General features: G+C 52.5%; 25 protein-coding genes and 1 pseudogene. 24 read left to right on the forward strand and 2 right to left on the reverse strand.

The window, feature by feature from the left end; translation table 11 throughout:
• The 11 genes and pseudogenes from EGK14_RS21335 to tri1 all read left to right on the forward strand — a co-directional run.
• A partial coding sequence (locus EGK14_RS21335) for an RHS repeat-associated core domain-containing protein (protein WP_199746476.1) occupies positions 1–1,110 on the forward strand: 1,110 nt, incomplete at its 5' end.
• A 1-nt stretch (position 1,111) separates the two neighbouring features.
• Entirely contained in the window at positions 1,112–1,543 is a 432-nt protein-coding gene (locus tag EGK14_RS17975; protein WP_125290463.1) for a hypothetical protein, read from the forward strand.
• A gap of 200 nt (positions 1,544–1,743) precedes the next feature.
• Positions 1,744–2,961, forward strand: a complete 1,218-nt coding sequence (locus EGK14_RS21900; protein WP_125290464.1) for an RHS repeat-associated core domain-containing protein — start codon at positions 1,744–1,746, stop codon at positions 2,959–2,961.
• A gap of 13 nt (positions 2,962–2,974) precedes the next feature.
• Positions 2,975–3,589 carry a hypothetical protein gene (locus tag EGK14_RS17985; RefSeq protein ID WP_125290465.1) on the forward strand — a complete coding sequence of 205 codons (615 nt, stop codon included), beginning with the start codon at positions 2,975–2,977 and terminating at the stop codon, positions 3,587–3,589.
• A 690-nt stretch (positions 3,590–4,279) separates the two neighbouring features.
• A complete protein-coding gene (locus tag EGK14_RS21340) occupies positions 4,280–4,444 on the forward strand; it encodes a hypothetical protein (RefSeq protein WP_158616066.1) in 165 nt (54 codons plus the stop codon).
• 570 nt (positions 4,445–5,014) lie between these two features.
• Positions 5,015–5,722, forward strand: a pseudogene (locus tag EGK14_RS21905) (HNH endonuclease); the annotation flags it as partial.
• A 4-nt stretch (positions 5,723–5,726) separates the two neighbouring features.
• On the forward strand, positions 5,727–6,179 hold the full coding sequence (locus EGK14_RS18000) for an SMI1/KNR4 family protein (RefSeq protein WP_125290468.1): 453 nt from the start codon (positions 5,727–5,729) through the stop codon (positions 6,177–6,179).
• A gap of 1,197 nt (positions 6,180–7,376) precedes the next feature.
• Positions 7,377–8,207: a hypothetical protein gene (locus tag EGK14_RS21430; protein ID WP_199746478.1), complete on the forward strand. Its 831-nt coding sequence runs from the start codon at positions 7,377–7,379 to the stop codon at positions 8,205–8,207.
• An 81-nt stretch (positions 8,208–8,288) separates the two neighbouring features.
• Positions 8,289–8,501, forward strand: a complete 213-nt coding sequence (locus tag EGK14_RS18010; RefSeq protein WP_125290469.1) for a hypothetical protein — start codon at positions 8,289–8,291, stop codon at positions 8,499–8,501.
• Positions 8,435–8,575: a lysozyme inhibitor LprI family protein gene (locus EGK14_RS21910; RefSeq protein WP_125290546.1), complete on the forward strand. Its 141-nt coding sequence runs from the start codon at positions 8,435–8,437 to the stop codon at positions 8,573–8,575. Before EGK14_RS18010 ends, EGK14_RS21910 begins: the two co-directional genes overlap by 67 nt.
• Before the next feature lie 115 nt (positions 8,576–8,690).
• On the forward strand, positions 8,691–9,782 hold the full coding sequence (tri1, locus tag EGK14_RS18020) for an ADP-ribosylarginine hydrolase Tri1 (RefSeq protein ID WP_125290470.1): 1,092 nt from the start codon (positions 8,691–8,693) through the stop codon (positions 9,780–9,782).
• Between the two features lie 520 nt (positions 9,783–10,302).
• Here the strand turns inward: tri1 and yghU are convergent.
• Positions 10,303–11,169: a glutathione-dependent disulfide-bond oxidoreductase gene (yghU, locus tag EGK14_RS18025; RefSeq protein ID WP_125290471.1), complete on the reverse strand. Its 867-nt coding sequence runs from the start codon at positions 11,167–11,169 to the stop codon at positions 10,303–10,305.
• A 199-nt stretch (positions 11,170–11,368) separates the two neighbouring features.
• On the opposite strand from yghU, the gene EGK14_RS18030 reads away from it, so the two are divergent.
• From EGK14_RS18030 to deoD, 11 genes are all read left to right on the forward strand, one after another.
• On the forward strand, positions 11,369–12,052 hold the full coding sequence (locus EGK14_RS18030) for a DNA-3-methyladenine glycosylase I (RefSeq protein WP_125290472.1): 684 nt from the start codon (positions 11,369–11,371) through the stop codon (positions 12,050–12,052).
• Positions 12,053–12,332: 280 nt separating this feature from the next.
• A complete protein-coding gene (gene prfC / locus EGK14_RS18035; protein ID WP_125290473.1) occupies positions 12,333–13,922 on the forward strand; it encodes a peptide chain release factor 3 in 1,590 nt (529 codons plus the stop codon).
• Between the two features lie 292 nt (positions 13,923–14,214).
• Positions 14,215–14,829 (forward strand): molecular chaperone OsmY, encoded by a 615-nt coding sequence (osmY, locus tag EGK14_RS18040; protein WP_125290474.1) that lies wholly within the window; start codon positions 14,215–14,217, stop codon positions 14,827–14,829.
• Between the two features lie 105 nt (positions 14,830–14,934).
• Positions 14,935–15,096: a DUF1328 domain-containing protein gene (locus tag EGK14_RS18045; RefSeq protein WP_071995405.1), complete on the forward strand. Its 162-nt coding sequence runs from the start codon at positions 14,935–14,937 to the stop codon at positions 15,094–15,096.
• 286 nt (positions 15,097–15,382) lie between these two features.
• Positions 15,383–16,414, forward strand: coding sequence for a patatin family protein (locus tag EGK14_RS18050; protein ID WP_125290475.1), 1,032 nt, complete (start codon positions 15,383–15,385; stop codon positions 16,412–16,414).
• Complete coding sequence (locus tag EGK14_RS18055; protein ID WP_125290476.1) at positions 16,411–17,181, forward strand: TatD family hydrolase; 771 nt, start codon at positions 16,411–16,413, stop codon at positions 17,179–17,181. Before EGK14_RS18050 ends, EGK14_RS18055 begins: the two co-directional genes overlap by 4 nt.
• A gap of 356 nt (positions 17,182–17,537) precedes the next feature.
• Complete coding sequence (locus tag EGK14_RS18060) at positions 17,538–17,807, forward strand: hypothetical protein (RefSeq protein ID WP_125290477.1); 270 nt, start codon at positions 17,538–17,540, stop codon at positions 17,805–17,807.
• A 477-nt stretch (positions 17,808–18,284) separates the two neighbouring features.
• Entirely contained in the window at positions 18,285–19,064 is a 780-nt protein-coding gene (deoC, locus tag EGK14_RS18065; protein WP_125290478.1) for a deoxyribose-phosphate aldolase, read from the forward strand.
• Positions 19,065–19,167: 103 nt separating this feature from the next.
• Positions 19,168–20,490, forward strand: coding sequence for a thymidine phosphorylase (deoA, locus tag EGK14_RS18070; RefSeq protein ID WP_125290479.1), 1,323 nt, complete (start codon positions 19,168–19,170; stop codon positions 20,488–20,490).
• A gap of 61 nt (positions 20,491–20,551) precedes the next feature.
• Positions 20,552–21,775: a phosphopentomutase gene (gene deoB / locus EGK14_RS18075; protein ID WP_125290480.1), complete on the forward strand. Its 1,224-nt coding sequence runs from the start codon at positions 20,552–20,554 to the stop codon at positions 21,773–21,775.
• A gap of 55 nt (positions 21,776–21,830) precedes the next feature.
• On the forward strand, positions 21,831–22,550 hold the full coding sequence (gene deoD / locus EGK14_RS18080; protein WP_125290481.1) for a purine-nucleoside phosphorylase: 720 nt from the start codon (positions 21,831–21,833) through the stop codon (positions 22,548–22,550).
• A 174-nt stretch (positions 22,551–22,724) separates the two neighbouring features.
• Here deoD and EGK14_RS18085 read toward each other — a convergent pair whose 3' ends face one another.
• Positions 22,725–23,378 carry a YtjB family periplasmic protein gene (locus EGK14_RS18085; protein ID WP_125290482.1) on the reverse strand — a complete coding sequence of 218 codons (654 nt, stop codon included), beginning with the start codon at positions 23,376–23,378 and terminating at the stop codon, positions 22,725–22,727.
• Positions 23,379–23,486: 108 nt separating this feature from the next.
• On the opposite strand from EGK14_RS18085, the gene serB reads away from it, so the two are divergent.
• Positions 23,487–24,464 (forward strand): phosphoserine phosphatase, encoded by a 978-nt coding sequence (serB, locus tag EGK14_RS18090; protein WP_125290483.1) that lies wholly within the window; start codon positions 23,487–23,489, stop codon positions 24,462–24,464.
• Between the two features lie 9 nt (positions 24,465–24,473).
• Positions 24,474–25,856, forward strand: a complete 1,383-nt coding sequence (radA, locus tag EGK14_RS18095) for a DNA repair protein RadA (protein WP_125290484.1) — start codon at positions 24,474–24,476, stop codon at positions 25,854–25,856.
• Positions 25,857–25,873: the final 17 nt, after the last annotated feature.

Raw genomic sequence — 25,873 nt, forward strand, 5'->3', positions numbered from 1 at the left:
TGGCGCAACCTGCTGCTCAGGCTGAAGGGTGCGCGCTGGCGCTACGACGGCTTTGGTCGCATGACGTGGCGGAAATCGTCCGCCAGTGCTGTGGAGCAGCACTTCAGCTACGACGATGAACATCGCATCAGTGAAGTACGCTTTGACGGACATAAAGAGTTCAGCCGTGCGGAATACCGCTACGACGTGCTGGGCCGCCGCACGCAAAAAATTCTGCACCGCCACGGGCGTGAAACGGAAGTTATTTCTTTTCTGTGGAGCGGCCTGCGGATGGTGGGCGAAAGCAGCAGCCTTCAGCCTGCGCGCAACACGCAGTACATCTACGGCGAAAACAGCTGGGAACCGCTGGCGCGTGTGGACAGCATCGGCGAACAGTCGGATGTTTTCTGGTATCACACCGAACTGAACGGCTTGCCGGAACGGATGAACGACGAGCATGGCGAGGTGGTGTGGCGCGGCCGCTTCTCCGCCTGGGGTGAAACGGAGCGCGAAAGCGTGACCGGCTTCCAGGCGGTACAGCAGAATCTCCGGTTTCAGGGGCAGTACCTGGACAGGGAGACGGGCCTTCATTACAATTTATTCCGCTATTACGATCCGGTGGGTGGGCGGTTTACCCAGGTCGACCCGATAGGACTGGCGGGTGGGATTAATACTTATGGATATGTGGGCGATCCGATGGTTTGGGTTGATCCACTGGGTTTAAGCAACTTCTTTACACCATCGGTATTCAATGCCCCATCGGGCAGCACGCATACGGTTTACCAACAAGCAATTGATTGGGATTTACCTGTTAATACACGAAACGGAGTGAAAACAAACTTAGATTTAGTATTAGAAGGTAAAAGTCCATTTGTCGTTAAAAACGGAAAATATTCCCAGATAAATCTCCATCACTCCAAACAAAACGGATTAGGTTCATTGTTTGAACTCTCAGCAGGCACTCACCAAAAATATTATGGAACAAATGCACTGCACCCTTATTTACCGAAACCACATCCAACAAACCCTGTAGACAGAGAAAGCTTCAATAATGATCGTGATAGTTACTGGCGACAACGTGGTGAAAGTGAAATACATAAGCGAAGCTTAAAAACTAAATGTAGAGGTTAATATGTTATCTCAGAAGGTTAAAGAATATCTCAAAAATCAGGGGTGGTGGTTTGATGAAGTATCGGAAGAGTATAAGAATGCGCTTAGTAAGTTGGGCATAAAGCAATCATCTGATATATATGATTTTTATATTCACGCTGAAGATGGCCCTACTTTTTATAGTCGCCAGAAAGAGATATATCAGCTTGGTTGGTTCATATTGAATTCAGATTATGATCTGGATCTAAAGAGAACCCATAATGTATTGGGGTTAAGTGATGAATATATTCCACTTGATAGTTTTGAGGGGGGGTATGGTTTTTTTTATAATAAAAAAACTGGTGAATTGGCAGAATTAAGCCTAGGTGAAAAATTGGAGGATTTTAAAGCGGGGACGATTCATCCTCAATGGAAAGATTTTAACAGTTTCATAGAGTGGTTCTTTGGATTATAAATCCTAAGATAAAAACAGCCGGAAACGATCTAACGATCCATTCGGCTTTATTTTTAGCAGCTGGCTTGGGCCAGCAGCGCCTGTTGCCGGGTATACTGCACCCCCGCCTTTGCTGTTCAAGCCAAACCCGCTCCTGTCGGAGTTGCTTTCCCTTCCGGCTGCCGAGTATCAGCACCAGATAGTCGTTCAGCATCTTCAGATTGACACCGTTTCCCACCTCAAACTCCGTCTCAGCTAGCCACTTACCCGCAAATAAGGAAGAGCATTTCAACTGGGATGCCGCGGGCAACCAGACCGACCGCCCGGGCGAAACCGTGTGGCGCAACCTGCTGCTCAGGCTGAAGGGTGCGCGCTGGCGCTACGACGGCTTTGGTCGCATGACGTGGCGGAAATCGTCCGCCAGTGCTGTGGAGCAGCACTTCAGCTACGACGATGAACATCGCATCAGTGAAGTACGCTTTGACGGACATAAAGAGTTCAGCCGTGCGGAATACCGCTACGACGTGCTGGGCCGCCGCACGCAAAAAATTCTGCACCGCCACGGGCGTGAAACGGAAGTTATTTCTTTTCTGTGGAGCGGCCTGCGGATGGTGGGCGAAAGCAGCAGCCTTCAGCCTGCGCGCAACACGCAGTACATCTACGGCGAAAACAGCTGGGAACCGCTGGCGCGTGTGGACAGCATCGGCGAACAGTCGGATGTTTTCTGGTATCACACCGAACTGAACGGCTTGCCGGAACGGATGAACGACGAACACGGCGAGGTGGTGTGGCGCGGCCGCTTTTCGACCTGGGGTGAAACGGAGCGCGAAAGCGTGACCGGCTTCCAGGCGGTACAGCAGAACCTTCGTTTTCAGGGACAGTACCTGGACAGGGAGACGGGCCTTCACTACAATCTGTTCCGGTATTACGATCCGGTGGGTGGGCGGTTTACCCAGGTCGACCCGATAGGACTGGCGGGTGGGATTAATACTTATGGATATGTGGGCGACCCGCTGACGTGGGTGGATCCGCTGGGTTGGATGAGCTGCTCTACGGATGCGGCCAAACTCGCTCGTAACTTAGGCCCCCAACCTTTAGGGGGAGGGAAATATGATGCCCATCATATTGTAATGTCCAATTCCTCAGATCCTCGTATGGTTGCGTTGAGGAAGCGAATGGATGATCTCAATATTGATATTAATAATTCAAAAAATGGGGTTTGGCTTCCAAATACACGAGCAGATCGTATTGATGGTACATTAACAACAGCTCATAAAGGCAATGGCATACATGGTAATGCTTACAAGCAATATGTTTATGATAGATTAATTAATGGCCAAACGGATGAAGAGTTTTTGACTGCGCTTAAGTCAATCAAAAGTGAACTTGCAAGTGGAAAGGTCTTTCCCCTTGCTAATGGTAAATTTCCTATTCTATAAAGAGGATGATAGGGTGCAAGAAATAGCAGATAAAATTAAGAGGAATTTAGATGAATTTTCTTCTCTTTTAAATTCAGAAGATTTTTTATCAAGTAAAATAAGTTCCATTGGCAGTAATGAAGAAAAAATAGTATCGTGGTCTAAATTTAATGCATTTAGTGTCATACCTTTCTATAACGAGCTAACAGGATTCAAAAATGGAGATATGCAACAGAAAGAGCCAAAAAATAAAAAAAATGTATATTGTTATCTTTCAAATGACAGGTTAATTAGTAAGATTCTAAGCTATAACTCTAAAGGAGTTGTAGAAGATGTATCTTATATTATTCGAGAAGAAAACAGCGAGTTAGAAATAAAGCAAGATATTAATGGGAAAAACTTGGCTATTTCTCAAGTTTTTTTTGATGAGAAAAGCAGACCAGTAGAAGCGTATTATGCTAATGATGATGATAATAATTCAGGGTATCATTATTTTTATGAAGGAAATGTCATCAAGGAAATTTTAACAGTAGGTAATAATTCTGCACAACCTTATGTGATTTTATCATGCGAATATGATAATGATAAAAAAATAAAAGAAATATATTTTGACAGTAAAAATGGGAAGGTCAATGTTTTTCCAAGGTAGTTTTATATTAACAGTAATTGAAATTGTTTAATATTAATATCGAACGAGGGAGGGATCTTACTATATTTAGAGATAAATAATATTAGGCAGCTTCTACTGCCTAATATGTTGCCTTTGTTCAAAGTATATCACTTCTCACTTCAGCTGGAGTCGCGCCAGCCATCTGGTGACTTCGCCCACTATTTCATCGGCCAGGCGGTAGAGTATTTTGGTGGCCTTCCAGTGAAGTAACCACAATTTTTTCTGCATCATTGCCAGTAAAAAATAATAGATATCTGTATTAAGTAGCTATCACATTGCAAATTACAGAATTCCTCGTATTTATTCGAATCAGTAAGGAAAAGCCGTTCATCCTTTTAAAAGACTGCCTCCTTAACTCTCTTCACCACCTGTCGCACCGGATAAAGCTGTTTCCCCAGCGTCGGCACTCGTCGCGTCAGCGATCAGTACGATACACCCGTGCAAAACCCTGTGGGTGATGCCGCGCCCGGTGTCAAATCCCGCCTCAACCAGTCGCATTTAAGGTACAGGCTGGAACATTATTGATAGTATGTAGCTTGCCTGGTTGGGTGCTTCTATAAAGCGCATTAACGTGATTAACCGAAAAGCAAAGCTGTATTTTGAAGGGCAAGACCAGGGGATTAGAATAGTATAGTCTAGGTAAAGGAATATCAGGGTACGGCGGAGTATATGAGCTATGATGGGGGGGGCTCGGGCGTTGAGCTGAAAATAATCGTTGTGTCACTAAAGGAATTATCCTTCTGGGAAGATGATAATTTGGCACGCGCTGAGAGGAACGGCGGTGGCGAGGTTATTATTATCGAAGGATGTACGACAATTTTAATTGATAAGTAAATTGTTGCAAGTGAAAATATTATGGGAGTCATGGCTTTACTGTCTTTTTTATTTGTAACTCTTTATCATTTTGACGAGATAAAATTTATTATAGAGAAAATTCATTAGCAAACGCAAGTAAAGGACTGATCGTTGTATTTATTGGGATTATTGTTTTTGGTTGTTTCCTTAAATTCTTAGTCGCGATAATTCCTGGCTTTACTAATGATGCTGCCGGCGATCTAACGGAGGAAATAGGTGCCTCGTTTATAGTGGTGTGGGGAACGAGGTTTACGATTGTAGCTATATCGACTATCTTTGGCCTAATTATGGGTTTTCAAAAAAACATAACTTTAAAAATTATAAAATTTTTCGCAAGTTACCAGTAAACTGGCCGCTGGTCTTCTAACTTTTGTCGAATGTATAGTCTCTTTGGGGGCTGTATTGATGCTTTATGGTATTTGGTTTACGCATTGAGTCAGAAGGGAGATGGTCTATGGATTTTGATAACGAATATAGAATCTTTATTACTCCCGATTTTACTAAGAAATAGATTGCATTGCATTTTTGGAAGTGCCTTTATACCTCTTCACGCAGTACATCTACGGCGAAAACAGCTGGGAACCGCTGGCGCGGGTGGACAGCATTGGCGAACAGTCGGACATTTTCTGGTATCACACCGAACTGAACGGCCTGCCGGAACGGATGACCGACGAGCATGGCGAGGTGGTATGGCGCGGACACTTCTCGACCTGGGGCGAAACGGAGCGCGAAAGCGTGACCGGCTTCCAGGCCGTGCAGCAGAATCTCCGGTTTCAGGGACAGTACCTGGATCGTGAAAGCGGGCTGCACTTCAATCTGTTCCGGTATTACGATCTGGTGGGTGGGCGGTTTACTTAGGTTGACCCGCTGGGGTTGAGTAAGTGTAGTTTAGCTTCCAAAATGGTGAAGTCAGCCAATGGTCGAATGCCAATTAATGGTAAATTTGCAGGAAGGATGTATCCTCTTGAAAGTTTACCTGTAGGGATAAGAAGCAAATATCCACATAGTGTTCCATTTAATCACGCGGGGTTCCCTGACTTTACTAGATATGCAATAAAGAATGTTCGTATTGAACTTGGTAGAACTCGTGGTATTGATTTTGCTCGTGCAGATAGAGCCGCAGGATATGATAGAGCTAACCCAAGGCCTGGAAATTATACCTGGCATCATTACCAGGATTCAGGTTACATGCAGTTAATACCAACCGACATACACGCCGCTGTAAAACATACTGGTGGCATAGCAACAGGGAGATGAATCTATGACACAAATACATGGTTCAAAGGGTGTTGTAAGTGAAAAAGAGATATTCGATATAGAAAGTCAGCATGCCATTAAACTACCTGGTAGCTATAAAAATTTCTTAAAAAAATATAATGGTGGCTATCCTCAGCCAGATGGTTTTGACTTTGCTGATGGTAGTGATGGCTCAAGCATTGATAAATTTTTAGAAATTAGCAGTTCAAAAAGTGAAAGCCTTATAGAATACTTTAGAAATTATAAGGGTCGTATTCCTGAGAAATATTTTCCCATAGCTAAAGATCCTGGGGGTAGCCTAATTTTAATAGAGATTAATAGCGGGGGTGATAATGTTTATTATTGGGACCATGAAAATGAAGCTGAAGACGGCGATAAACCTGGAATGGATAACATGCATCTGATAGCATCAAGTTTTGATAATTTTTTAAATAACTTGTATGAAATAGAATTATAGCTGTAAACCGGAAGGCAACATTAATTTCTTCCGGGTCTTTGAGTCTAGAATGCCATTTTATATTTATTTTTTTAAATTGCTTGCTATCATTTTGGCTCTGGATTTAGAAAGGTATGTTAATTTAAATAATAATTTTGATTGTTATATGCCCGTGCAGGTGTTTTTTCTGACAGAATAGAAGATGGGTATTAAATAGACTTGTAACTTCAAACGGAATTTTGTTCCATCTTAAATCACGCCTATGTCACCCGCTTATCTGTAATATTTACCTACACTAAAATGTAATCGTCTTCCTGTGGAGAGTTCCCGATGACGTCAGCGCAATGTAGCACAACAAGTGAGCAAACCAGCAGCAGCTCTTTGGCTATGGTGCGGTGGGCCAGGTGATGGGTGAGGTACGGGTGTATAAAGAAGAGCAATTTAGTTAGGATCCGGCAGGGAACCGGACGGAGAAATCAGGTGATGCTGTCTGGCAGAATCTACAGCGAAGACTGAAAGGCGCGCGTTGGCAATATGACGGCTTTGGCCGCATGACGTAGCGGAAATCGTCTGCCGGCGCAGTAGAGCAGCACTTCAGCTATAACGATGAACATCGCATCAGCGAAGTGCGTTTCGATGGGCACAGGGAGTTCAGCCGCGCGGAATACCGCTATGACGCGCCGGGCCGCCGCACGCAAAAAATTCTGCATCGCCATGGGCGTGAAGCGGAAGTTATTTCATTTCTGAGGAGTGGCATGCGGATGGTGAGTGAGCACTGTAACCTGACGCTGGCATGCAGCACATCCCATGTTTACAGAGGGCTGCCGGGAGCCGTTCATGGGTAAAGCCTGTTAACGAGCAGCTTAATACTTTGTTATACCATGCTGCACTGAAAGGCCTGCCAACTCATATGGACGTCGGATTCTCAATCTGAGGAGGGTTTGTGCTGCAATCTTTTCCAATATTACAAATCAGTCAGAGAAAGACTTATGCTGCCGGGGCCGCCAGAGCGGGATTATAAAAAAATTAAATGCTATGCCGATTATCGCAAGGATGGATAGCAGTCGTAATTTTGACAAATGCCAAAAGTAATGGCCTGATTAAAAGAGATAAAATAAGCGAAAAATCATGGTAAAATAGCGAAAGGACAGCATTTTCTTAAAGCGGCCATGTCTGTTTTGCATTCAATAAATTCATTATCATTTTAAGATCCCCATCATGAAAACTTCCCCGATCATACTGTTACTGCTCGCCTGTACCGCTCAGGCAGAGGATTTTTGTACCCATCTCGATGCACTGGCCAATAAAGAAGGCATAAGCACCGACGGCACAGAAAACGTCTACAAAGTGACAGGCAAAGGGCGGCTCCAGTTTTACTCCGCGCCAGAGAGTCGATGCGCGATGCGCGGAACATTTATCATTCCGGGGCAACAGGTTTATACCTATCTCGAGTACAAAAATTACGCCTCGGTAATGTATATGGCCGATGACCAACAGGTAACCGGCTGGGTTGATAAAAGCAGACTGGCCGCCACGCATACAGGCGTCGGGCCAGACTACAACCGGCAGGCAGCAACCTCGCAGGATTTATCAGCCGCTGATTTTACCGTTATCATCCGGGGTCAGAAGATAACGTTGGGTGAGGCATGGAACAACAACACCATGCAGGCTGGCGGCAAGGAAGAAAAGAGTGAATTTGTCGGTGATGTGCCTTTCGGTGAGAGCAGCTATAAGTTCTGGCAGCATCATTACTCAGGCTATTCGATATACAGCGCCAATCTTTTTTGGGACAGACTCCATCGGAGCGTCGACAGCTATATTATCGCTCAGATAGAGCTCAACTCCCCTGATATCTCTACCCGGCGTGGAATTAAAACAGGCGACAGCGAGACACAGCTGACCGCGGCTTACGGTCCGGGTACCATAGATAACAGCGACAACCAACGCTGGCTTAGCTATGACAGCGCCGATAAACGGCTTTCTTTTCAGATCGATAATAACCGCATCAGTCATATCATGATGGTGTTCAAATCGGATAATCAGAATTGAAAATTCTCTGGCTTATCGCCTGTACCTGGCTGCTGGCGTTTTCCTGTTTGGCGGCAGAGGATAAAAGCCTGGCGTAATTGTATGGACGCGTCCGAAGGTGTTATCGCAGCTATCATAGCCTGTAACGCCGTTAAGGATGATTATCAGAACAGGCGGCTTAATGCTAATTATCAACGCTATCTGGCTGGCATGAGTACAGACGTGAAGCAAAATTTTATGCTCAGCGGCTGTGGGTTAAATTCAGGGATGAAAATTGCGGCGCTTTTACTTCTCAGGAAGCTGGCGGCACGTTAGCAGCCATCGACGGCTCAGGCTGCTACCTTAAAATGACGGCGGAACGAGCTGATGATTTTAATCGGCATTCCTGAAGGCAATATCTGACCACCGCCTTGCTCATAAATCACTATTCAGAAAATGGCACAGGGACAATGCTACCTTGTGCTTATAGCCACTGTGGTATCAAACAGGAATAACCGTCTGACTATGATCGATCTTCATGCCCAAACCGATGTCCTCAACGACTACGTTCGCAACAATTATGCCGCTTATCTGCCATCTGGCTACCCGATTGCAGACGTTAACGCCGACAGTTTACAGCCTGATTATCACCTCTGGCTGAACGGTGAGCCATTACCTGGCTGGCTCTCTGCTTCTTCCTCTGCGAAGGAAAGAGAGCTGCTACGCGATCGGGCTAAAGGCGCGCTGGTCGGTCTGGCGGCGGGCGATGCCGTCGGCACGACGCTTGAATTTGAGCCACGCGATCGGCACGCTGTTGACGATATGGTCGGCGGCGGGCCCTTTAACTTAAGAGCGGGTGACTGGACCGACGATACCACCATGGCGCTGTGTCTGGCAGAAACGTACCTTTATCGGGATCGGCTGGATCTTAATGACTTCCGCAATCGCATGGTGAACTGGTATCGCTATGGCGTAAACAGCGTGACCGGGGTCTGTTTCGATATCGGTAGCGCAACGCGTTACGCTTTGGAACAGCATCTTCTGCATGGGCTGGCCTGGTTCGGCAATACCGATCCCGGCACCGCGGGTAACGCAGCGATCATCCGGCTGGCGCCTTCCGCTATTTTCCAGCGGCACTCTCTGCTGCATACGCTTAATGATGCGGAACAGCAGGGCAGAGCCACGCATGGTGCTTTTGAATCGCTGGATTGCAGCCGGTTACTGGGGCTGATCCTGCATAAATTGCTCAACGGTGCAGATAAAAACGAGGCTTTATCGCCGCACATCTGCCCGTTCAATGCCAGAGCCGCGCTAATTAATGCGGGTGAATATAAGCAGAAGCGTCGGGACCAGATCCGTTCAAGCGGCTATGTTATTGACACCCTGGAGGCGGCATTATGGGCCGTCTGGCAGACGGATAACTTTCGGGATGCCATTCTGCTGGCGGCTAATCTTGCGGATGATGCCGACAGTGTGGCAGCAACAGCAGGTCAGGTGGCGGGGGCGCTGTATGGCTATTCAGGTATCCCGCAGACGTGGCGAGAAAAGCTTACGGAAGGGGGTCGCATCACCACGATGGCGGAAGAACTGTTTAAGCGCGCGCCAGAATATAACTGATACCGGCTGACGGCAGTCGGTGAGCGATATTGCAGGCTGTAAAATTTTCGCTTTCCTGGGGGATTTTAAAACGTTACGTTTTTTTTATTAATTTTATTGAATAGGCCTGGTTTCGTCCCGGCAGCCGCCGGTTTATGGCTAAAAGATTTGCTTTTCAACTGACCTCGCCTTGCCATGATAATGACCCGGATAGCGCCATTACTGCTTACTACGGCAGCAGATACGTTAACAGGGCAATGCCTGAAGGAGCCGTAGGGCCGCGGCTATTATGCGCCACCTGACTTTAAAGGGCTGTGCCAAAAAACCAGCCCGGTGGGCTTCTTATGTCAGCTGCGGCCGGTAAATATCTGGCCTAAAAAAAGCGCGATCCAAATTCAGATCGCGCTGGTGGGTAAATCAAACTGCGGATAAATCAGGCCCGGACGGGCTGTTCGCCCTTAGTCGGAGAAGGGATACCGTCCGATCCCGACACGCTGTTTATGAGCGCCAGAGCGTAACGCCTGTTTGTTATTAATAAGCGTTATTTCGCCAGCTTATCTTCGGTACGCAATTCAAAATCAGAGGCATCGTGGCGCTCGTGCAGCTGTTCGGCTGGCTCGCCCCAGGTGCGGTTGACGATGCGGCCACGCTGAACGGCAGGGCGCTGTGCGATTTCATCGGCCCAGCGTTGCAGGTTCTTATACGCTCCTACATCCAGGAACTCGGCTGCATTGTACAGATCGCCACGAACCAGCGCGCCATACCATGGCCAGATGGCGATATCGGCGATGGTGTAATTTTCACCCGCAATATAGCGGTTCTCCGCCAGCTGGCGATCCAGCAGATCGAGCTGACGTTTGGCTTCCATGGTAAAGCGGTCGATGGCGTATTCGATTTTTACCGGCGCGTAGTTATAGAAATGACCAAAGCCACCGCCCAGATAAGGTGCAGAGCCCTGTAGCCAGAACAACCAGTTCAGCGTTTCGGTACGGCCTGCCGGATCTTTTGGTAAAAAGTGGCCATATTTCTCTGCCAGATAAAGCAGGATGGCGCCGGATTCAAACACGCGGGTCGGGGGCGTGGTAGAAACATCCAGCAGCGCCGGGATTTTAGAGTTCGGGTTCACTTCTACAAAGCCGGAAGAGAACTGATCGCTGTCGCCAATGCGGATCAGATGCGCATCATATTCGGCCTCGTTAACGTTCAGCGCCAGCAGCTCTTCCAGCAGGATAGTAACCTTCTGGCCGTTAGGCGTGCCCATAGAATAGAGCTGCAAAGGGTGTTTGCCGATTGGCAGAATAGCTTCGTGGCGCGAACCGGCGGTCGGGCGGTTAATGCTGCCCCAGGTGCCGCCTGCGTTTTTGTTCTCCGACCAGACTTTAGCCGGCTGATAATCGTTGCTGCTCATAAAATTTTCCCTTTTCACGGTTGGATGGCGTAGCGGGACTGACTTCTCGCTGTTAATGGTCTAAAAATAGCGTCGATTGCCGCACTGCACCAAAAGCGGTTGTTACAGCTGATGTCAGATATAGCACCGCTACCGCGCAGACGTTTATCTGGAAAGAGCGATCGCTACGGTAATTCAGATACTTCCGTAAGGAGAAAGAATGAAGCACGACAAAGCCGCATTAAAACAGGCGGGGCTGACGCTGTCCGAGGATGGTCGCGTGTGCTGTTACTGGCAACCGTCAATGCCGGACTATCACGATAATGAATGGGGCAGGCCGGTTGTGGACGATCGTCGTCTTTTTGAAAAAGTCTGCCTTGAAGGCTTTCACTCGGGGATGTCGTGGCAGCTCATCTATAACAAACGGGAAAATTTTCGTCGGGCCTTTGCCGACTTCGATTTTCATCAGGTGGCGACGTTCACGGAAGACGACGTCGCCAGACTGATGGCGGATAAAAGCATTGTGCGCAATCGGGCGAAAATTCTGTCCACTATTAACAACGCGCAGCGGGCTATTGAGCTGCTTAACGAGACGGGATCGCTGGCGGAGTGGTTCTGGCAGTTTGCGCCCGGGCCCGATGCCCGACCGGAAATTATCGATCTGGCGTACTGGCAGCAAACCAAAACGTCGCCGGAAGCGATAAAAATGTCAAAAGCGTTAAAAAAGCGTGGCTGGACGTGGGTCGGGCCGGTAACCGCCTATTCGCTGATGCAGGCGCTGGGACTGGTGAACGACCATCTGACAGGTTGTGAATGCCGTAGGGCGGTAGAGGCGGCAAGAGATAAGGCCTGCTTACCTGGCACTAACCAGCCCGATTTCACATCGTATTCCGAAAAAGAGTAAAAGATACGGACCGATCAGGAGAGCAAGAAAACTGTCTGGTAAGCCGCTATAGCTGCCTGACGTAAAAAGCGACCTCGTCCTTTCGCGCCGCTGGCTTCCGCTAATGGGCGCACTTTTACGCCGCGCTTGGCGGCCTTTCTTCCATTTACGCCAGGCATTCGCCGTTGTGGATTGTGTATAGCGTCCGAATCGGCGAAAATGCCGGCCATTGATGATTAATCGCCTGTGTCTTCCTGCGCAAACCGCGCAGCGGCGGCACAGCACCAAACAGAGTTTTTTCATGTCAAATGCACCTTTTATGCAAGAGGTGGCTCGTCGCCGCACTTTTGCCATTATCTCGCACCCGGATGCCGGTAAAACCACCATCACCGAAAAGGTGCTGCTGTTCGGACAGGCGATCCAGACCGCCGGTACGGTAAAGGGACGCGGCTCCAGCCAGCACGCGAAATCCGACTGGATGGAGATGGAAAAGCAGCGTGGTATTTCGATCACCACCTCCGTGATGCAGTTCCCCTATCGCGACAGCCTGGTCAACCTGCTGGATACGCCGGGACACGAAGACTTCTCGGAAGATACCTACCGCACCCTGACGGCGGTCGACTGCTGCCTGATGGTTATCGATGCCGCTAAAGGCGTTGAGGATCGTACCCGCAAGCTGATGGAAGTCACCCGCCTGCGCGATACGCCGATCCTGACCTTTATGAACAAGCTGGACCGGGATATCCGCGATCCGATGGAAGTGCTGGACGAGGTGGAAAGCGAGCTGAAGATCGCCTGCGCGCCGATCACCTGGCCAATCGGCTGCGGCAAGCTGTTCAAGGGCGTTTACCACCTTTATAAAGATGAAACCTATCTTTATCAGTCCGGTAAAGGCCACACCATTCAGGAAGTTCGCGTGGTGAAAGGGCTGGATAACCCGGAGCTGGACGCCGCCATTGGCGAAGAGCTGGCGGCACAGCTGCGGGAAGAGCTGGAGCTGGTACAGGGCGCGTCGCACGAGTTTGAGAAAGAAGCGTTCCTGAACGGCCAGCTAACGCCGGTGTTCTTTGGTACCGCGCTGGGCAACTTCGGCGTGGATCATATGTTGGATGGCCTGGTGGAGTGGGCACCGTCGCCTATGCCGCGCGCTACCGATATCCGTACCGTTACCGCCGCAGACGAGAAATTCACCGGCTTCGTGTTTAAGATCCAGGCGAATATGGATCCGAAACACCGCGACCGTGTGGCCTTCCTGCGCGTGGTTTCCGGCAAGTATGAAAAGGGCATGAAGCTGCGCCAGGTTCGTCTGGGCAAAGACGTGGTGATTGCCGACGCGCTCACCTTTATGGCGGGCGACCGCTCGCATGTTGAAGAGGCGTATCCGGGCGATATCATCGGCCTGCATAACCACGGCACCATTCAGATCGGCGATACCTTTACCCAGGGCGAGAACATGAAGTTCACCGGTATTCCGAACTTCGCGCCGGAGCTGTTCCGTCGTATTCGTCTGCGCGACCCGCTCAAGCAAAAGCAGCTGCTGAAAGGACTGGTGCAGCTGTCGGAAGAGGGCGCGGTGCAGGTGTTCCGTCCCGTGCACAACAACGATCTGATTGTGGGCGCGGTCGGCGTACTGCAGTTCGACGTGGTGGTGGCGCGACTGAAAAGCGAATATAACGTCGAAGCGATCTATGAGTCGGTCAACGTCTCTACCGCCCGCTGGGTGGAATGCAGCGACGCGAAGAAGTTCGACGAGTTCCAGCGTAAAAACGAGGTAAACCTGGCGCTGGACGGCGGTGATAATCTGACTTATATCGCGCCGACCATGGTCAACCTGAATATTACCCAGGAACGCTATCCTGACGTGGTGTTCCGCAAAACGCGCGAACATTAACAGGCAGGCTATATACGGTTACCCTGACAGGCGGCGCTTCGGCGCCGCTTTTTTTTTGCCCGCGGCTGTTCGTATCCCGCCTTACAGACTCATCTTAAAAAAATGCGCTTTTGCCCATTTATCCGCCATATCAACCACAAAGGGCAGCAGAATTCAGATCAGCGTCTATATTTATTTCAACAGGACGCAAAATATGTGGCGCGGTTGCTACAAAGCCTGACTACTGCAGTCACGCCGTTTGTGACTGAAAGCTCACAGTTGTGGGTGCATCAACCTAAGAAGGAAGAGATCGATGAACAAGACTAAGATTGCTAAAACTCTGATGGCTGCTCTGGTAGGTTCTGCACTGGTTAGTGGCGCTGCGATGGCAGAAGACACCACTACGCCAAAAGTACAGTCCACGACCGACAGCGCGGGTTCTAAAATCGATAGCTCTATGAAAAAAGTCGGTGGATACATGGATGACAGCGGCGTGACTGCCAAGGTGAAAGCAGCCCTGGTTGATAACGACGCTATTAAAAGTACGGATATCTCAGTCAAAACTCACGAAGGCGTCGTAACGCTGAGTGGTTTTGTCGCTTCTCAGGATCAGGCTGAACTGGCCGTTTCCGAAGCGAAAAAAATTGAGGGCGTAAAATCCGTCAGCGATAAACTACACGTTAAAGACAGCGCAAAAAGCAGCGTCAGCGGCTATGCCGGTGATGCAGCAACAACCAGCGAAATTAAAGCTAAACTGTTAGCGGATGACATCGTACCGTCCCGCAACGTGAAGGTTGAAACCACCAACGGTGTGGTCCAGCTTTCCGGTTCGGTAAAAACCCAGGCACAGTCAGATCGTGCTGAAGGCATTGCCAAAGCGATTGAAGGCGTCAAGAGCGTGAAAAACGATCTGGCGGTGAAATCGTAATACCGGCGTGGGCTGGCCCTTACGGCCAGCCCGTGACGGTGCCGTCGTCAGACAGAAATCAATAACAGATGATGTTCGATTTTAATATAGGGTAAGGAGAAGCTTATGTTTCGTTGGGGTATTATCTTTCTGGTTATCGCACTGATCGCCGCCGCATTAGGTTTCGGTGGTCTGGCAGGTACGGCAGCATGGGCAGCGAAAATCGTCTTCGTTGTCGGTATCATTATCTTCCTGATCAGCCTGTTTACCGGCCGCAAGAAGTTATAGCTTTAACGCTCCCCACGGCAGCGCCAGCGCTGCCGTGGGAAGAGACGTATTGCCCGTCTGCACGTCCTTTCTTTTTTCCCACGTTCACTTCTCGCAGTATCTCGTCACTTTTTTCTCACGTTCACTTCCGCCTGCATTTCATTACTCTTTTGTCCCGCATTTATTTCTCGCTACACTTCGTCATGCTTTTCACTCCCCGCATTAACACTCATAGCAATAAGCGCCAAACCGTCGTCACTACGTGAGCGTATCCTCACCGCATTAGCTATCAGAGAGGAGGAGAAAGGTGGGCAGACGCATTCCGATTACGCTCGGCAATATTACGCCGCTGTCGCTGGCACCTTTTCATCCGGGCAAGCTCGCCCTGGTCTGTGAAGGCGGCGGACAGCGCGGGATTTTTACCGCAGGCGTACTGGACGAGTTTCAGCGGGTTGGTTTTAATCCTTTTGACCTGATGATTGGCACTTCCGCAGGCGCGCAGAACCTCTCTGCATTTATTTGCGGCCAGCCTGGCTATGCCCGGCGGGTGATTACGCGCTATACCACCAGCAAACTTTTCTTCGATCCGCTGCGCTTTGTGCGCGGCGGTCATCTGATCGATCTGGACTGGCTGGTGGATATCACCGCCAAAGAGTTTCCGCTGGCGATGACGGCGGGCGAAGAGGCGTTTTCGCAGGGGCGTGAGTTTTACATGTGCGCCTGCCGCAGCGACGACTATTCGCCTGGCTACTTTGCGCCTACCGCAGCGAACTGGCTGAACATTATCAAAGCCTCCAGCGCCATTCCCGGCATGTACCGGCCCGGCGTCGATCTGGAAGGCATCAGCTACCTGGACGGCGGTATCAGCGATGCGGTGCCGGTGCGCGAAGCGGCGCGGCGCGGCGCCGACACCATAGTCGTTATCCGAACCGTGCCGTCGCAGATGACCTATACGCCGCAGTGGCTGAAGCGCGTCGAGCGCTGGCTGGACAAAGGCGCGCTACAGCCGCTGGTTAATATCATGCACCTGCATGAAGAGAGCTACCGCCAGACGCAGCAGTTTATTAACGAGCCGCCTGGCGATCTGAATATCATTGAAATCTTTCCGCCGCGTCCACTGGCAAGCATGGCGCTGGGCAGCCGCATAGCCTCGCTAAATCAGGACTATCATCTGGGTCGTCGCTGCGGCCGTTATTTTTTGGCTACAATAGGGCAGTGGCTGCAGGGCGAAGCACAGGCTACTGCGCCAGTAGTGCCGGACGTGCCGCCCGCCAATGAACCGACGATTGTGCCGTCGGCGAGCAACGATGATGATTTTCCTGAAGGATCGCTGGCATGACTTTTGTTGATACGCACTGTCACTTTGATTTTCCGCCCTTCTGCGGCAACGAGGCGGAAAGCCTGCGGCTGGCGGCGGAAGCCGGGGTGGAAAAGATTATTGCGGTAGGCGTTTCGGCGGATCGTTTTGCCGGGGTGCTGGCACTGGCGGAAAACTATGCGCCTTTATACGCGGCGCTGGGTACGCATCCGATGGCGATTGCCGGCCATCAGGAAGCGCATCTGCAACAGCTGGAAGATCATCTACGGCAGGGGGCGTCGAAGCTGATAGCGATCGGCGAGATCGGCCTGGATCTTTATATTGAAAACCCGCAGTTCGACAAGCAGCAGGCGGTGCTGGAGGCGCAGCTGAGGCTGGCAAGGCGCTATGATTTGCCGGTGATCCTGCACTCAAGGCGCACGCACGACAAGCTGGCGATGCAGCTGCGCAAGCTCGATTTGCCCGCGCGCGGCGTGGTGCACGGCTTTGCCGGTAGCGAGCAGCAGGCGTTAGCCTTTATCCGCGAAGGCTTTGCTATTGGGGTCGGCGGCACTATCACCTACGAGCGGGCCAGCAAAACCCGCAACGCTATTGCACGCTTGCCGCTGGCCTCGCTGCTGTTAGAAACCGATTCGCCCGATATGCCGGTGCAGGGTTTTCAGGGCCAGCCAAACCGTCCTGAAAGGATCAGGCACGTCTGGCAGAGCCTGTGCGAGATCCGCGATGAATCGCCGCAGGAGATTGCCGACACCCTGCGCGAAAATACCCGCCGACTGTTTCGGATCTGAAGCTGGTAAATACAGTAGGTCATTAACCGTCCAGCCTGGCTAATGCTCGGTTTCGAAACCTTTCCCGGCAGACCGGGCTGCTATCGCGGTGATACGTCAGGCCACCCTTTCACGGCACAATAATTGTGATTGCCATCATATTAATTCAGTTATTGCCGATCGTGTATTCCATATCCCACCTGATATAGCGCAAAATTAATTCCCAATTCTTTGTTTGATAAGGTCTTTAGTCTTTATTTTTGACGAAAATTACGCGGCTTGAAGGTTTCCTGAATCAGGTGTAAAACTTTCTTTGCCTTGTTGAGAGGTGAAAGGAAACTAATTATATTTCAGGTTGAAATTAAAAGGATTTTATTATGGCTATTCGAGAAGTTAGTGCTGAACTTCGGAGAGCTATTTCAGGGGCAAAAATTGGGCATATCATTGTTATTATCGTGGGATTTCAATTTGCATCAGCCATATTAAGTGGAGTGGGCATTGTGTCCGCCTGGTACACGCTACCGCAAAGCTTTTCGCGCTGGGCAGTGATAATAATAACCTCTTTGGGCAGCGTTCGCCTTTTAGATGATATCTTTGTTTTTCTTCTTAACAGATTAAATAAATCCGGTAGGGAAAGTAATTATTGAAATACCTGAATGAATCAGCCCATATAGTTCAAGGTCGCTTTGATTAGCGGCCTTATTTATTGAAAGGGCCATAAATAGCAGCACCGTTAATCTAACATTGATGCAGTCGGCGCGCAGCGTCATAACCTGTGACGTAGTTATTTCATAATTCGTGGATCCCATGCTGCTGGCAGAGGGGGTTCTCAGGCAGGGCATCCATAATTATCGTCTGAAGAAACAGGCCTGAGGGTATTCTCCGCCAGGCGAATAGCGCCGTTTCTGAATGTTACCATCATAACATTTTATGATGCCTGCCAGGATGGCCCGTATCGGGACAGCCCGGCAGCCTGATGTAATTTTGTCCGGTTTACGGTATAATTACGGCAACAGCAGCGGCCTCAATGTGAAAGCTATCACAGACGAAGCCCGGAACGAATGTTACTATTCTAACATTGTCCCTGCACTGCGCTCACGCCAACCGCCTTTTCGGAGAAAACCATGACTGATTTAACCACTGCCGCCGTTCGCGCGCTGAAGCTGATGGATCTGACCACCCTGAACGACGACGATACGGACGCCAAAGTGGTTGCGCTGTGTCATCAGGCCAAAACGCCTGTTGGCGAGACGGCGGCCATCTGCATCTATCCCCGTTTTATTCCGATTGCGCGTAAAACGCTGCGCGAGCAGGGTACGCCGGATATTCGTATCGCTACCGTGACTAACTTCCCGCACGGCAACGACGACATCGAAATCGCCCTGGCGGAAACCCATGCCGCTATCGCCTACGGCGCTGACGAAGTGGACGTGGTTTTCCCTTACCGCGCGCTGATTGCCGGTAACGAAGAAGTCGGCTACGACATGGTTTACGCCTGCAAAGAAGCCTGCGCCGACGCGGGCGTGCTGCTGAAAGTCATTATCGAAACCGGCGAGCTGAAAACAGAAGAGCTAATCCGTAAAGCGTCTGAAATTGCTATTAATGCCGGTGCGGACTTTATTAAAACCTCTACCGGCAAAGTAGCGGTTAACGCCACGCCGGAAGTAGCGGAAATCATGCTGCGGGTGATTGCCGAAAAAGGCGTAAAGCATCAGGTTGGCTTTAAGCCGGCGGGCGGCGTGAAAACCGCTGAAGACGCGGCTATCTATCTGAAGCTGGCGGACGATATCCTGGGCGAAGAGTGGGCCGATGCGCGGCATTTCCGCTTCGGCGCCTCCAGCCTGCTGGCCAGCCTGCTGAACGCGGCCGGTCACGCTGGAGCAAAAAGCGATTCCGCTTACTAATCCACCTTCATAAACGGGTCAGCCCGCCTGCCGAAAGAAGCGGGCGCCCGTCAACCCAGCCCGGACGCGACGGCCGGGCCATCAAACCTCACCAGGGGGTAACGTGTTTCTGCCACAGGAAATTATTCGTAAAAAAAGAGATGGTCAGGCGCTGAGCGAGGAAGAAATTCGCTTCTTTATTAACGGTGTTCGCGATAACGCGGTATCGGAAGGACAAATCGCCGCGCTGGCGATGACCATCTGGTTCCATGATATGACGCTGCCAGAGCGCGTGGCGCTGACGATGGCGATGCGCGATTCCGGCTCGGTGCTGAACTGGCAGAGCCTGGGGCTGAACGGGCCGGTAGTGGATAAGCACTCTACCGGCGGCGTGGGCGATGTCACCTCGCTGATGCTTGGCCCGATGGTGGCGGCCTGCGGCGGCTACGTGCCGATGATTTCCGGGCGCGGCCTTGGCCACACCGGCGGCACGCTGGATAAGCTGGAGGCGATCCCCGGCTTCGATATCTTCCCGGAAGATCACACTTTCCGCAATATTATCAAAGAGGTTGGCGTGGCGATTATCGGCCAGACCAACTCGCTGGCGCCGGCCGACAAGCGCTTCTACGCCACGCGCGATATCACGGCGACCGTTGATTCCATTCCGCTGATCACCGCCTCGATCCTGGCGAAAAAGCTCGCCGAAGGGCTGGATGCGCTGGTGATGGACGTTAAAGTCGGTTCAGGCGCTTTTATGCCGACTTTTGAGCAGTCTGAAAGCCTGGCGCAGGCGATTGTCGGCGTGGCCAACGGCGCAGGCTGCAAAACTACCGCGCTGCTGACCGATATGAATCAGGTGCTGGCCTCCAGCGCGGGCAACGCGCTGGAAGTGCGCGAGGCGGTGCGCTTCCTGACCGGCGAATACCGCAATCCGCGCCTGCTGGAGGTGACGATGGCGCTCAGCGCCGAAATGCTGGTGTCAGGCGGCCTGGCGGCAGATCGCGACGAAGCCATGCGCAAACTTCAGGCGGTGTTGGATAACGGCCGCGCGGCGGAAGTCTTTGCGCGCATGGTGGCTGCGCAAAAAGGCCCGACCGACTTTATCGACAGGCTGGACAGCTACCTGCCCGCGCCGATGCTCAGTAAAGCGGTGTATGCCGACCGGCCGGGCATCGTCAGCGCAATGGATACCCGCGCGCTGGGGCTGGCGGTGGTGGCAATGGGCGGCGGCCGTCGTCGCGCCAGCGACAGTATCGACTACAGCGTAGGGCTGAGCGAGATGGCGCAGCTGGGTGACAGCGTGGACGGCCAGCGGCCGCTGGCCATGATCCACGCCGCCAGCGAAGCGAGCTGGCAGGAGGCTGCCGCAGCAGTGAAACAGGCGATAACCCTGGCAGAAAAATCACCGCCGCCGACGCCAGTTATTTATCGCAGAGTGACGCAATAAACGGCATACTGTTCCGATCGATAAAATTTAGCTCATCGCGTTAACAACGCAGGAGACCACGATGAAACGTGCATTTATTATGGTGCTCGACTCTTTCGGTATTGGGTCAAGCAAAGACGCTCATAAGTTTGGCGATGAAGGTTCCGATACGCTGGGGCATATTGCCGAAGCCTGCTTTAAAGGCGAAGCGGATATCGGCCGCAAAGGGCCGCTGCATCTGCCCAATCTAACCGCGCTGGGCCTGGGCAAAGCGGCGGAAGCTTCTACCGGTAAATTCCCATCAGGGCTGGACAAAGACGCTGAAATTATCGGCGCCTACGCCTATGCCAGCGAGCTGTCGTCGGGCAAAGATACGCCTTCCGGCCATTGGGAAATCGCCGGCGTGCCGGTGCTGTTTGACTGGGGCTACTTTACGGAAAAAGAGAACAGCTTCCCGCAGGCGCTGCTGGACGAGCTGGTAGAAAAAGCGGGCCTGCCTGGCTACCTGGGCAACTGCCACTCTTCCGGCACGGTGATCCTTGACCAGCTGGGCGAAGAGCATATGAAAACCGGCAAGCCGATTTTCTATACCTCTGCCGACTCGGTGTTCCAGATCGCCTGCCATGAAGAAACCTTTGGCTTACAGCGCCTGTACGATCTCTGTGAAATCGCCCGCGAAGCGCTGACCGAAGGCGGCTATAACATTGGCCGCGTGATCGCGCGTCCGTTTGTGGGCGACAAAGCGGGGCACTTCGAGCGTACCGGCAACCGCCACGATCTGGCCGTTGAACCGCCTTCGCCCACCATCCTGAAAAAGCTGGTGGAAGAAAAGGGCGGCGAAGTGGTTTCCGTGGGCAAAATTGCCGATATCTATGCGCACGTCGGCATCACTAAAAAAGTGAAGGCCACCGGGCTGGACGCGCTGTTCGACGCGACCGTGCAGGAGATGAAAACGGCGCCGGACAACAGCATCGTCTTTACCAACTTTGTGGATTTCGACTCCACCTGGGGCCACCGTCGCGACGTGGCTGGCTACGCGGGCGGCCTGGAGCTGTTTGACCGTCGCCTGCCGGAGCTGATGGCGCTGGTCCAGGAGGGCGATATTCTGATCCTCACCGCCGACCACGGCTGCGATCCAACCTGGCAGGGCACGGAACATACCCGCGAGCACATCCCAATTTTGATCTACGGCCCGAACGTTAAACCAGGCTCGCTGGGATACCGTGACACTTTTGCGGATATCGGTCAGACTGTCGCAACGTATTTTGGCCTGTCCGCAATGGAATATGGCAAAAGCATGCTGTAATCAGCGCAACGTAACATGCCGGTGCAAGCCGGCAAAAAGTAAATAAGGATAAAAGATGGCTACCCCTCATATTAACGCAGAAATGGGTGATTTCGCTGACGTGGTGCTGATGCCGGGCGACCCGCTGCGCGCAAAGCACATTGCGGAAACCTTTTTGCAGGATGCCGTGGAAGTCAATAACGTGCGTGGAATGCTGGGCTATACCGGCACCTACAAGGGCCGTAAAATTTCCGTGATGGGTCACGGCATGGGCATTCCTTCCTGCTCGATCTATGCCAAAGAGCTGATCACCGAATTCGGCGTGAAGAAGATTATTCGCGTAGGCTCCTGCGGCGCGGTTCGTGAAGACGTGAAACTGCGCGATATCGTGATCGGTATGGGTGCAAGCACCGATTCCAAAGTGAACCGGATGCGCTTTAAGGATCACGATTTCGCGGCCATCGCCGATTTCGATATGGTGCGCGATGCGGTAGACGCGGCGAAAAACCTGGGCGTGGAAGCACGCGTCGGTAACATTTTCTCTGCCGATCTGTTCTATACGCCGGATCCGCAGATGTTTGACGTAATGGAAAAATACGGCATCCTGGGCGTGGAAATGGAAGCGGCGGGCATCTATGGCGTGGCGGCGGAGTTCGGTGCGAAAGCGCTGGCTATCTGTACCGTTTCCGACCATATCCGCACCCATGAGCAGACCTCAGCGGCCGAGCGTCAGACCACGTTTAACGACATGGTTGAGATCGCGCTGGAATCCGTTCTGCTGGGCGACAAAGCCTGATTTAAGCGGCCGCTGCCCTCAGCGGCCGTTGGCTAAAGCCGGTTGAAAAAGCATCCGGCTTTACCGTAAGAGTATCCATTCACTTTCCCTACGCATTTTTTGGTATTGTCCTTTATCCTCAGGCGATCAAGTATCTGGTCACGGTCAGTTACTACGCCCGGAAAAAAGCGGCCGCTAACTTTTATCCGCAGGCGTGTCGTCGCCATTATCTTCTTTTACCGGACGGTTAGCGGTAAGCAGAAAGGGCGACTGCTGCCAGCGCGTGCGGCGATCCCGCAGCAGCGTACGGGTAAGGATTATGCCGATAGCCAGCGCCAGCAGCATCATCAGGCGCAGAATATTGGTGGTATTATCGACCTGACGCGAATCCGTCACCAGCACATGGGTATCCAGCGTGACGCGTAGAAAACCGCGCGGTCCGTCAGCGCTGGCCAGCGGCTCTACCAGCTGATGGTTGAAGTAGCTGCCGGCCCGTTGCCCGTCCAGCGCCAGCCGGTCGCGCACGTTAATGGTTTCGCCGCTGCGCGCCAGCAGCGTGCCGCTGTCGTCATAGACCGACGCGTCCAGAATGCGGCTCTCTTTGGTCAGCTGCGCAAGAACATCGATAATCTTCTGATGGTTGTCATCGCTGTTTTCCATCAGCGGCGACAGGCTAAAGGCGACCTGGCGAGTCAGCGTGCGCGCCAGCTCCTCCACCTGCTCCGAGCGGGCCATCTGATGGCCCATGCTGAACCATGATGCGCCCTGCATCAGCACGACCAGCAGCGCCAGGCAGATCAGGACGATTACCGTGCGGTGCAGCCGAAATGTTAGTTTGGCTTTTGCCATTTTTGCCCTTCACATATTGTCCGGAAACGGAACCGCATTTATGTTGCCAGAAGCGGGCGAGACAGGGTAGCCTCTTGCGTGATTAAACTGTCCCCTACAGGAGCTGTAATGCCAAATAGTCTGACCTGGTGCGACCTGCCTTCGGATGTCTCTCTCTGGCCGGGTTTACCTCTTTCCCTCAGCGGCGATGAAGTGATGCCGCTGGATTATCGCGCCGGCCGCACCGGCTGGCTTCTGTATGGGCGCGGCCTGAATAAAGATCGCCTGACGGCGCTGCAGCACAGGCTGGGGGCGGCGATGGTCATCGTCAGCGCCTGGGCGGTGGAGGATTATCAGGTTATCCGGCTGGCAGGATCGCTGACGCCGCGCGCGGCCAAACTGGCGCACGAAGCCGGGCTGGACGTGGCGCCGCTGGGCCGTATTCCGCATCTGAAAACGCCGGGTCTGCTGGTAATGGATATGGATTCCACCGCTATCCAGATTGAATGTATCGACGAGATCGCCAAACTGGCGGGCAGCGGCGAGCTGGTGGCGGAAGTGACCGAACGCGCGATGCGCGGCGAACTCGATTTTACCGCCAGCCTGCGCCAGCGCGTGGCTACACTTAAAGGCGCCGATGCCAATATTCTGGCGCAGGTGCGGGCGGAAATGCCGCTGATGCCGGGTCTCAGTTCGCTGGTGCACAAGCTCCAGGCGCTGGGCTGGCAGGTGGCGATCGCTTCCGGCGGCTTTACCTATTTTGCGGAATACCTGCGCGACAAGCTGCGCCTTTCCGCGATTGTGGCGAACCAGCTGGAAATCCGCGACGGCAAGCTGACCGGCGAAGTGCTGGGCGATATCGTCGATGCGAAATACAAAGCCGAGACGCTGCGAAAGCTGGCAAAGCGCTTTGAGATCGCGCCGGAACAAACCGTGGCAATTGGCGACGGCGCCAACGATCTGCTGATGATCCAGGCGTCCGCGCTGGGCATCGCCTATCACGCCAAGCCAAAAGTTAACGAAAAAACAGAAGTTACCATCCGTCATGCTGACCTGCTGGGCGTGCTCTGCATCCTGACCGGCAGCCTGATCCATGAAGAACGCTAAGGGGTAGATTTGGCCAAAGCGGTAAAGCGCGCCTTTGTTTGTAATGAATGCGGCGCAGATTATCCACGCTGGCAGGGGCAATGCAGCGCCTGCCACGCCTGGAACACCATCACCGAGGTGCGCCTGGCGGCGTCGCCAACGGTGGCGCGTAATGAACGTCTGACCGGCTATGCGGGCAGCGCTGGCCCAAGCCGCGTGCAAAAACTGTCGGAAATCAGCCTGGAGGCGCTGCCGCGCTTCAGCACCGGCTTTAAGGAGTTCGATCGCGTACTGGGCGGCGGCGTGGTGCCGGGCAGCGCCATCCTGATCGGCGGCAGCCCCGGCGCGGGGAAAAGTACGCTGCTGCTGCAAACGCTCTGCAAGCTTTCCGAGAACATGAAAACGCTCTACGTTACCGGCGAAGAGTCGCTCCAGCAGGTGGCGATGCGCGCGCACCGGCTGGGTTTGCCGACCGCCAATCTGAATATGCTTTCGGAAACCAGCATCGAGCAGATCTGCCAGATCGCCGAGCAGGAAGAGCCAAAGCTGATGGTGATTGACTCTATCCAGGTGATGCATATGGCGGATATCCAGTCCTCGCCTGGCAGCGTGGCGCAGGTCAGGGAAACCGCCGCCTACCTGACCCGCTTTGCGAAAACGCGCGGCGTGGCGATCGTGATGGTCGGCCACGTGACGAAAGACGGCTCGCTGGCGGGGCCAAAGGTTCTGGAACACTGCATCGACTGCTCGGTGCTGCTGGATGGCGATGCGGATTCGCGTTTCCGTACCCTGCGCAGCCATAAAAACCGCTTCGGCGCGGTGAACGAGCTGGGCGTGTTCGCCATGACCGAACAGGGGCTGCGGGAAGTCAGCAATCCTTCCGCCATCTTCCTCAGCCGCGGCGACGAAGTCACCTCCGGCAGTTCGGTAATGGTGCTGTGGGAGGGCACGCGGCCGCTGCTGGTTGAGATCCAGGCACTGGTGGATCACTCGATGCTGGGGAACCCACGCCGCGTGGCGGTCGGCCTGGAGCAGAACCGCCTGGCGATCCTGCTGGCGGTACTGCATCGTCACGGCGGTCTGCAAATGGCCGATCAGGACGTTTTCGTCAACGTGGTCGGTGGTGTGAAGGTCACGGAGACCAGCGCCGACTTAGCGTTAATGCTGTCGATGGTGTCCAGCCTGCGCGATCGCCCTTTGCCGCAGGATCTGGTGGTGTTTGGCGAGGTAGGGCTGGCCGGAGAAATCCGTCCGGTGCCGAGCGGCCAGGAGCGGATTTCCGAAGCGGCCAAGCACGGTTTCCGTCGCGCCATCGTGCCCATTGCCAACGTGCCGAAGAAAACGCCAGAGAACATGAAGGTTTACGGCGTGAAAAAGCTGGCCGACGCGCTGGCGATCCTCGACGAGCTTTAACTTAAAAGCGGAGCGTA

Origin of the sequence: Erwinia sp. 198 (assembly GCF_003937915.1) — a bacterium.
Lineage (GTDB): Bacteria > Pseudomonadota > Gammaproteobacteria > Enterobacterales > Enterobacteriaceae > Erwinia > Erwinia aeris.

Excerpts from the sequence above, each read along its gene's own strand:
- EGK14_RS18030 (WP_125290472.1), top strand. The coding sequence starts at position 11,369 with ATGAAGCACGACAAAGCCGCATTAAAACAGGCGGGGCTGACGCTGTCC.
- serB (WP_125290483.1), top strand. The coding sequence starts at position 23,487 with ATGCCAAATAGTCTGACCTGGTGCGACCTGCCTTCGGATGTCTCTCTC.
- EGK14_RS17975 (WP_125290463.1), top strand. The coding sequence starts at position 1,112 with ATGTTATCTCAGAAGGTTAAAGAATATCTCAAAAATCAGGGGTGGTGG.
- deoC (WP_125290478.1), top strand. The coding sequence starts at position 18,285 with ATGACTGATTTAACCACTGCCGCCGTTCGCGCGCTGAAGCTGATGGAT.
- EGK14_RS18060 (WP_125290477.1), top strand. The coding sequence starts at position 17,538 with ATGGCTATTCGAGAAGTTAGTGCTGAACTTCGGAGAGCTATTTCAGGG.
- deoD (WP_125290481.1), top strand. The coding sequence starts at position 21,831 with ATGGCTACCCCTCATATTAACGCAGAAATGGGTGATTTCGCTGACGTG.
- prfC (WP_125290473.1), top strand. The coding sequence starts at position 12,333 with ATGTCAAATGCACCTTTTATGCAAGAGGTGGCTCGTCGCCGCACTTTT.
- EGK14_RS18045 (WP_071995405.1), top strand. The coding sequence starts at position 14,935 with ATGTTTCGTTGGGGTATTATCTTTCTGGTTATCGCACTGATCGCCGCC.
- osmY (WP_125290474.1), top strand. The coding sequence starts at position 14,215 with ATGAACAAGACTAAGATTGCTAAAACTCTGATGGCTGCTCTGGTAGGT.
- EGK14_RS18000 (WP_125290468.1), top strand. The coding sequence starts at position 5,727 with ATGACACAAATACATGGTTCAAAGGGTGTTGTAAGTGAAAAAGAGATA.
- EGK14_RS18010 (WP_125290469.1), top strand. The coding sequence starts at position 8,289 with ATGGACGCGTCCGAAGGTGTTATCGCAGCTATCATAGCCTGTAACGCC.
- EGK14_RS18055 (WP_125290476.1), top strand. The coding sequence starts at position 16,411 with ATGACTTTTGTTGATACGCACTGTCACTTTGATTTTCCGCCCTTCTGC.
- EGK14_RS21430 (WP_199746478.1), top strand. The coding sequence starts at position 7,377 with ATGAAAACTTCCCCGATCATACTGTTACTGCTCGCCTGTACCGCTCAG.
- deoB (WP_125290480.1), top strand. The coding sequence starts at position 20,552 with ATGAAACGTGCATTTATTATGGTGCTCGACTCTTTCGGTATTGGGTCA.
- tri1 (WP_125290470.1), top strand. The coding sequence starts at position 8,691 with ATGATCGATCTTCATGCCCAAACCGATGTCCTCAACGACTACGTTCGC.
- yghU (WP_125290471.1), bottom strand. The coding sequence starts at position 11,169 with ATGAGCAGCAACGATTATCAGCCGGCTAAAGTCTGGTCGGAGAACAAA.
- EGK14_RS18085 (WP_125290482.1), bottom strand. The coding sequence starts at position 23,378 with ATGGCAAAAGCCAAACTAACATTTCGGCTGCACCGCACGGTAATCGTC.
- EGK14_RS21340 (WP_158616066.1), top strand. The coding sequence starts at position 4,280 with ATGAGCTATGATGGGGGGGGCTCGGGCGTTGAGCTGAAAATAATCGTT.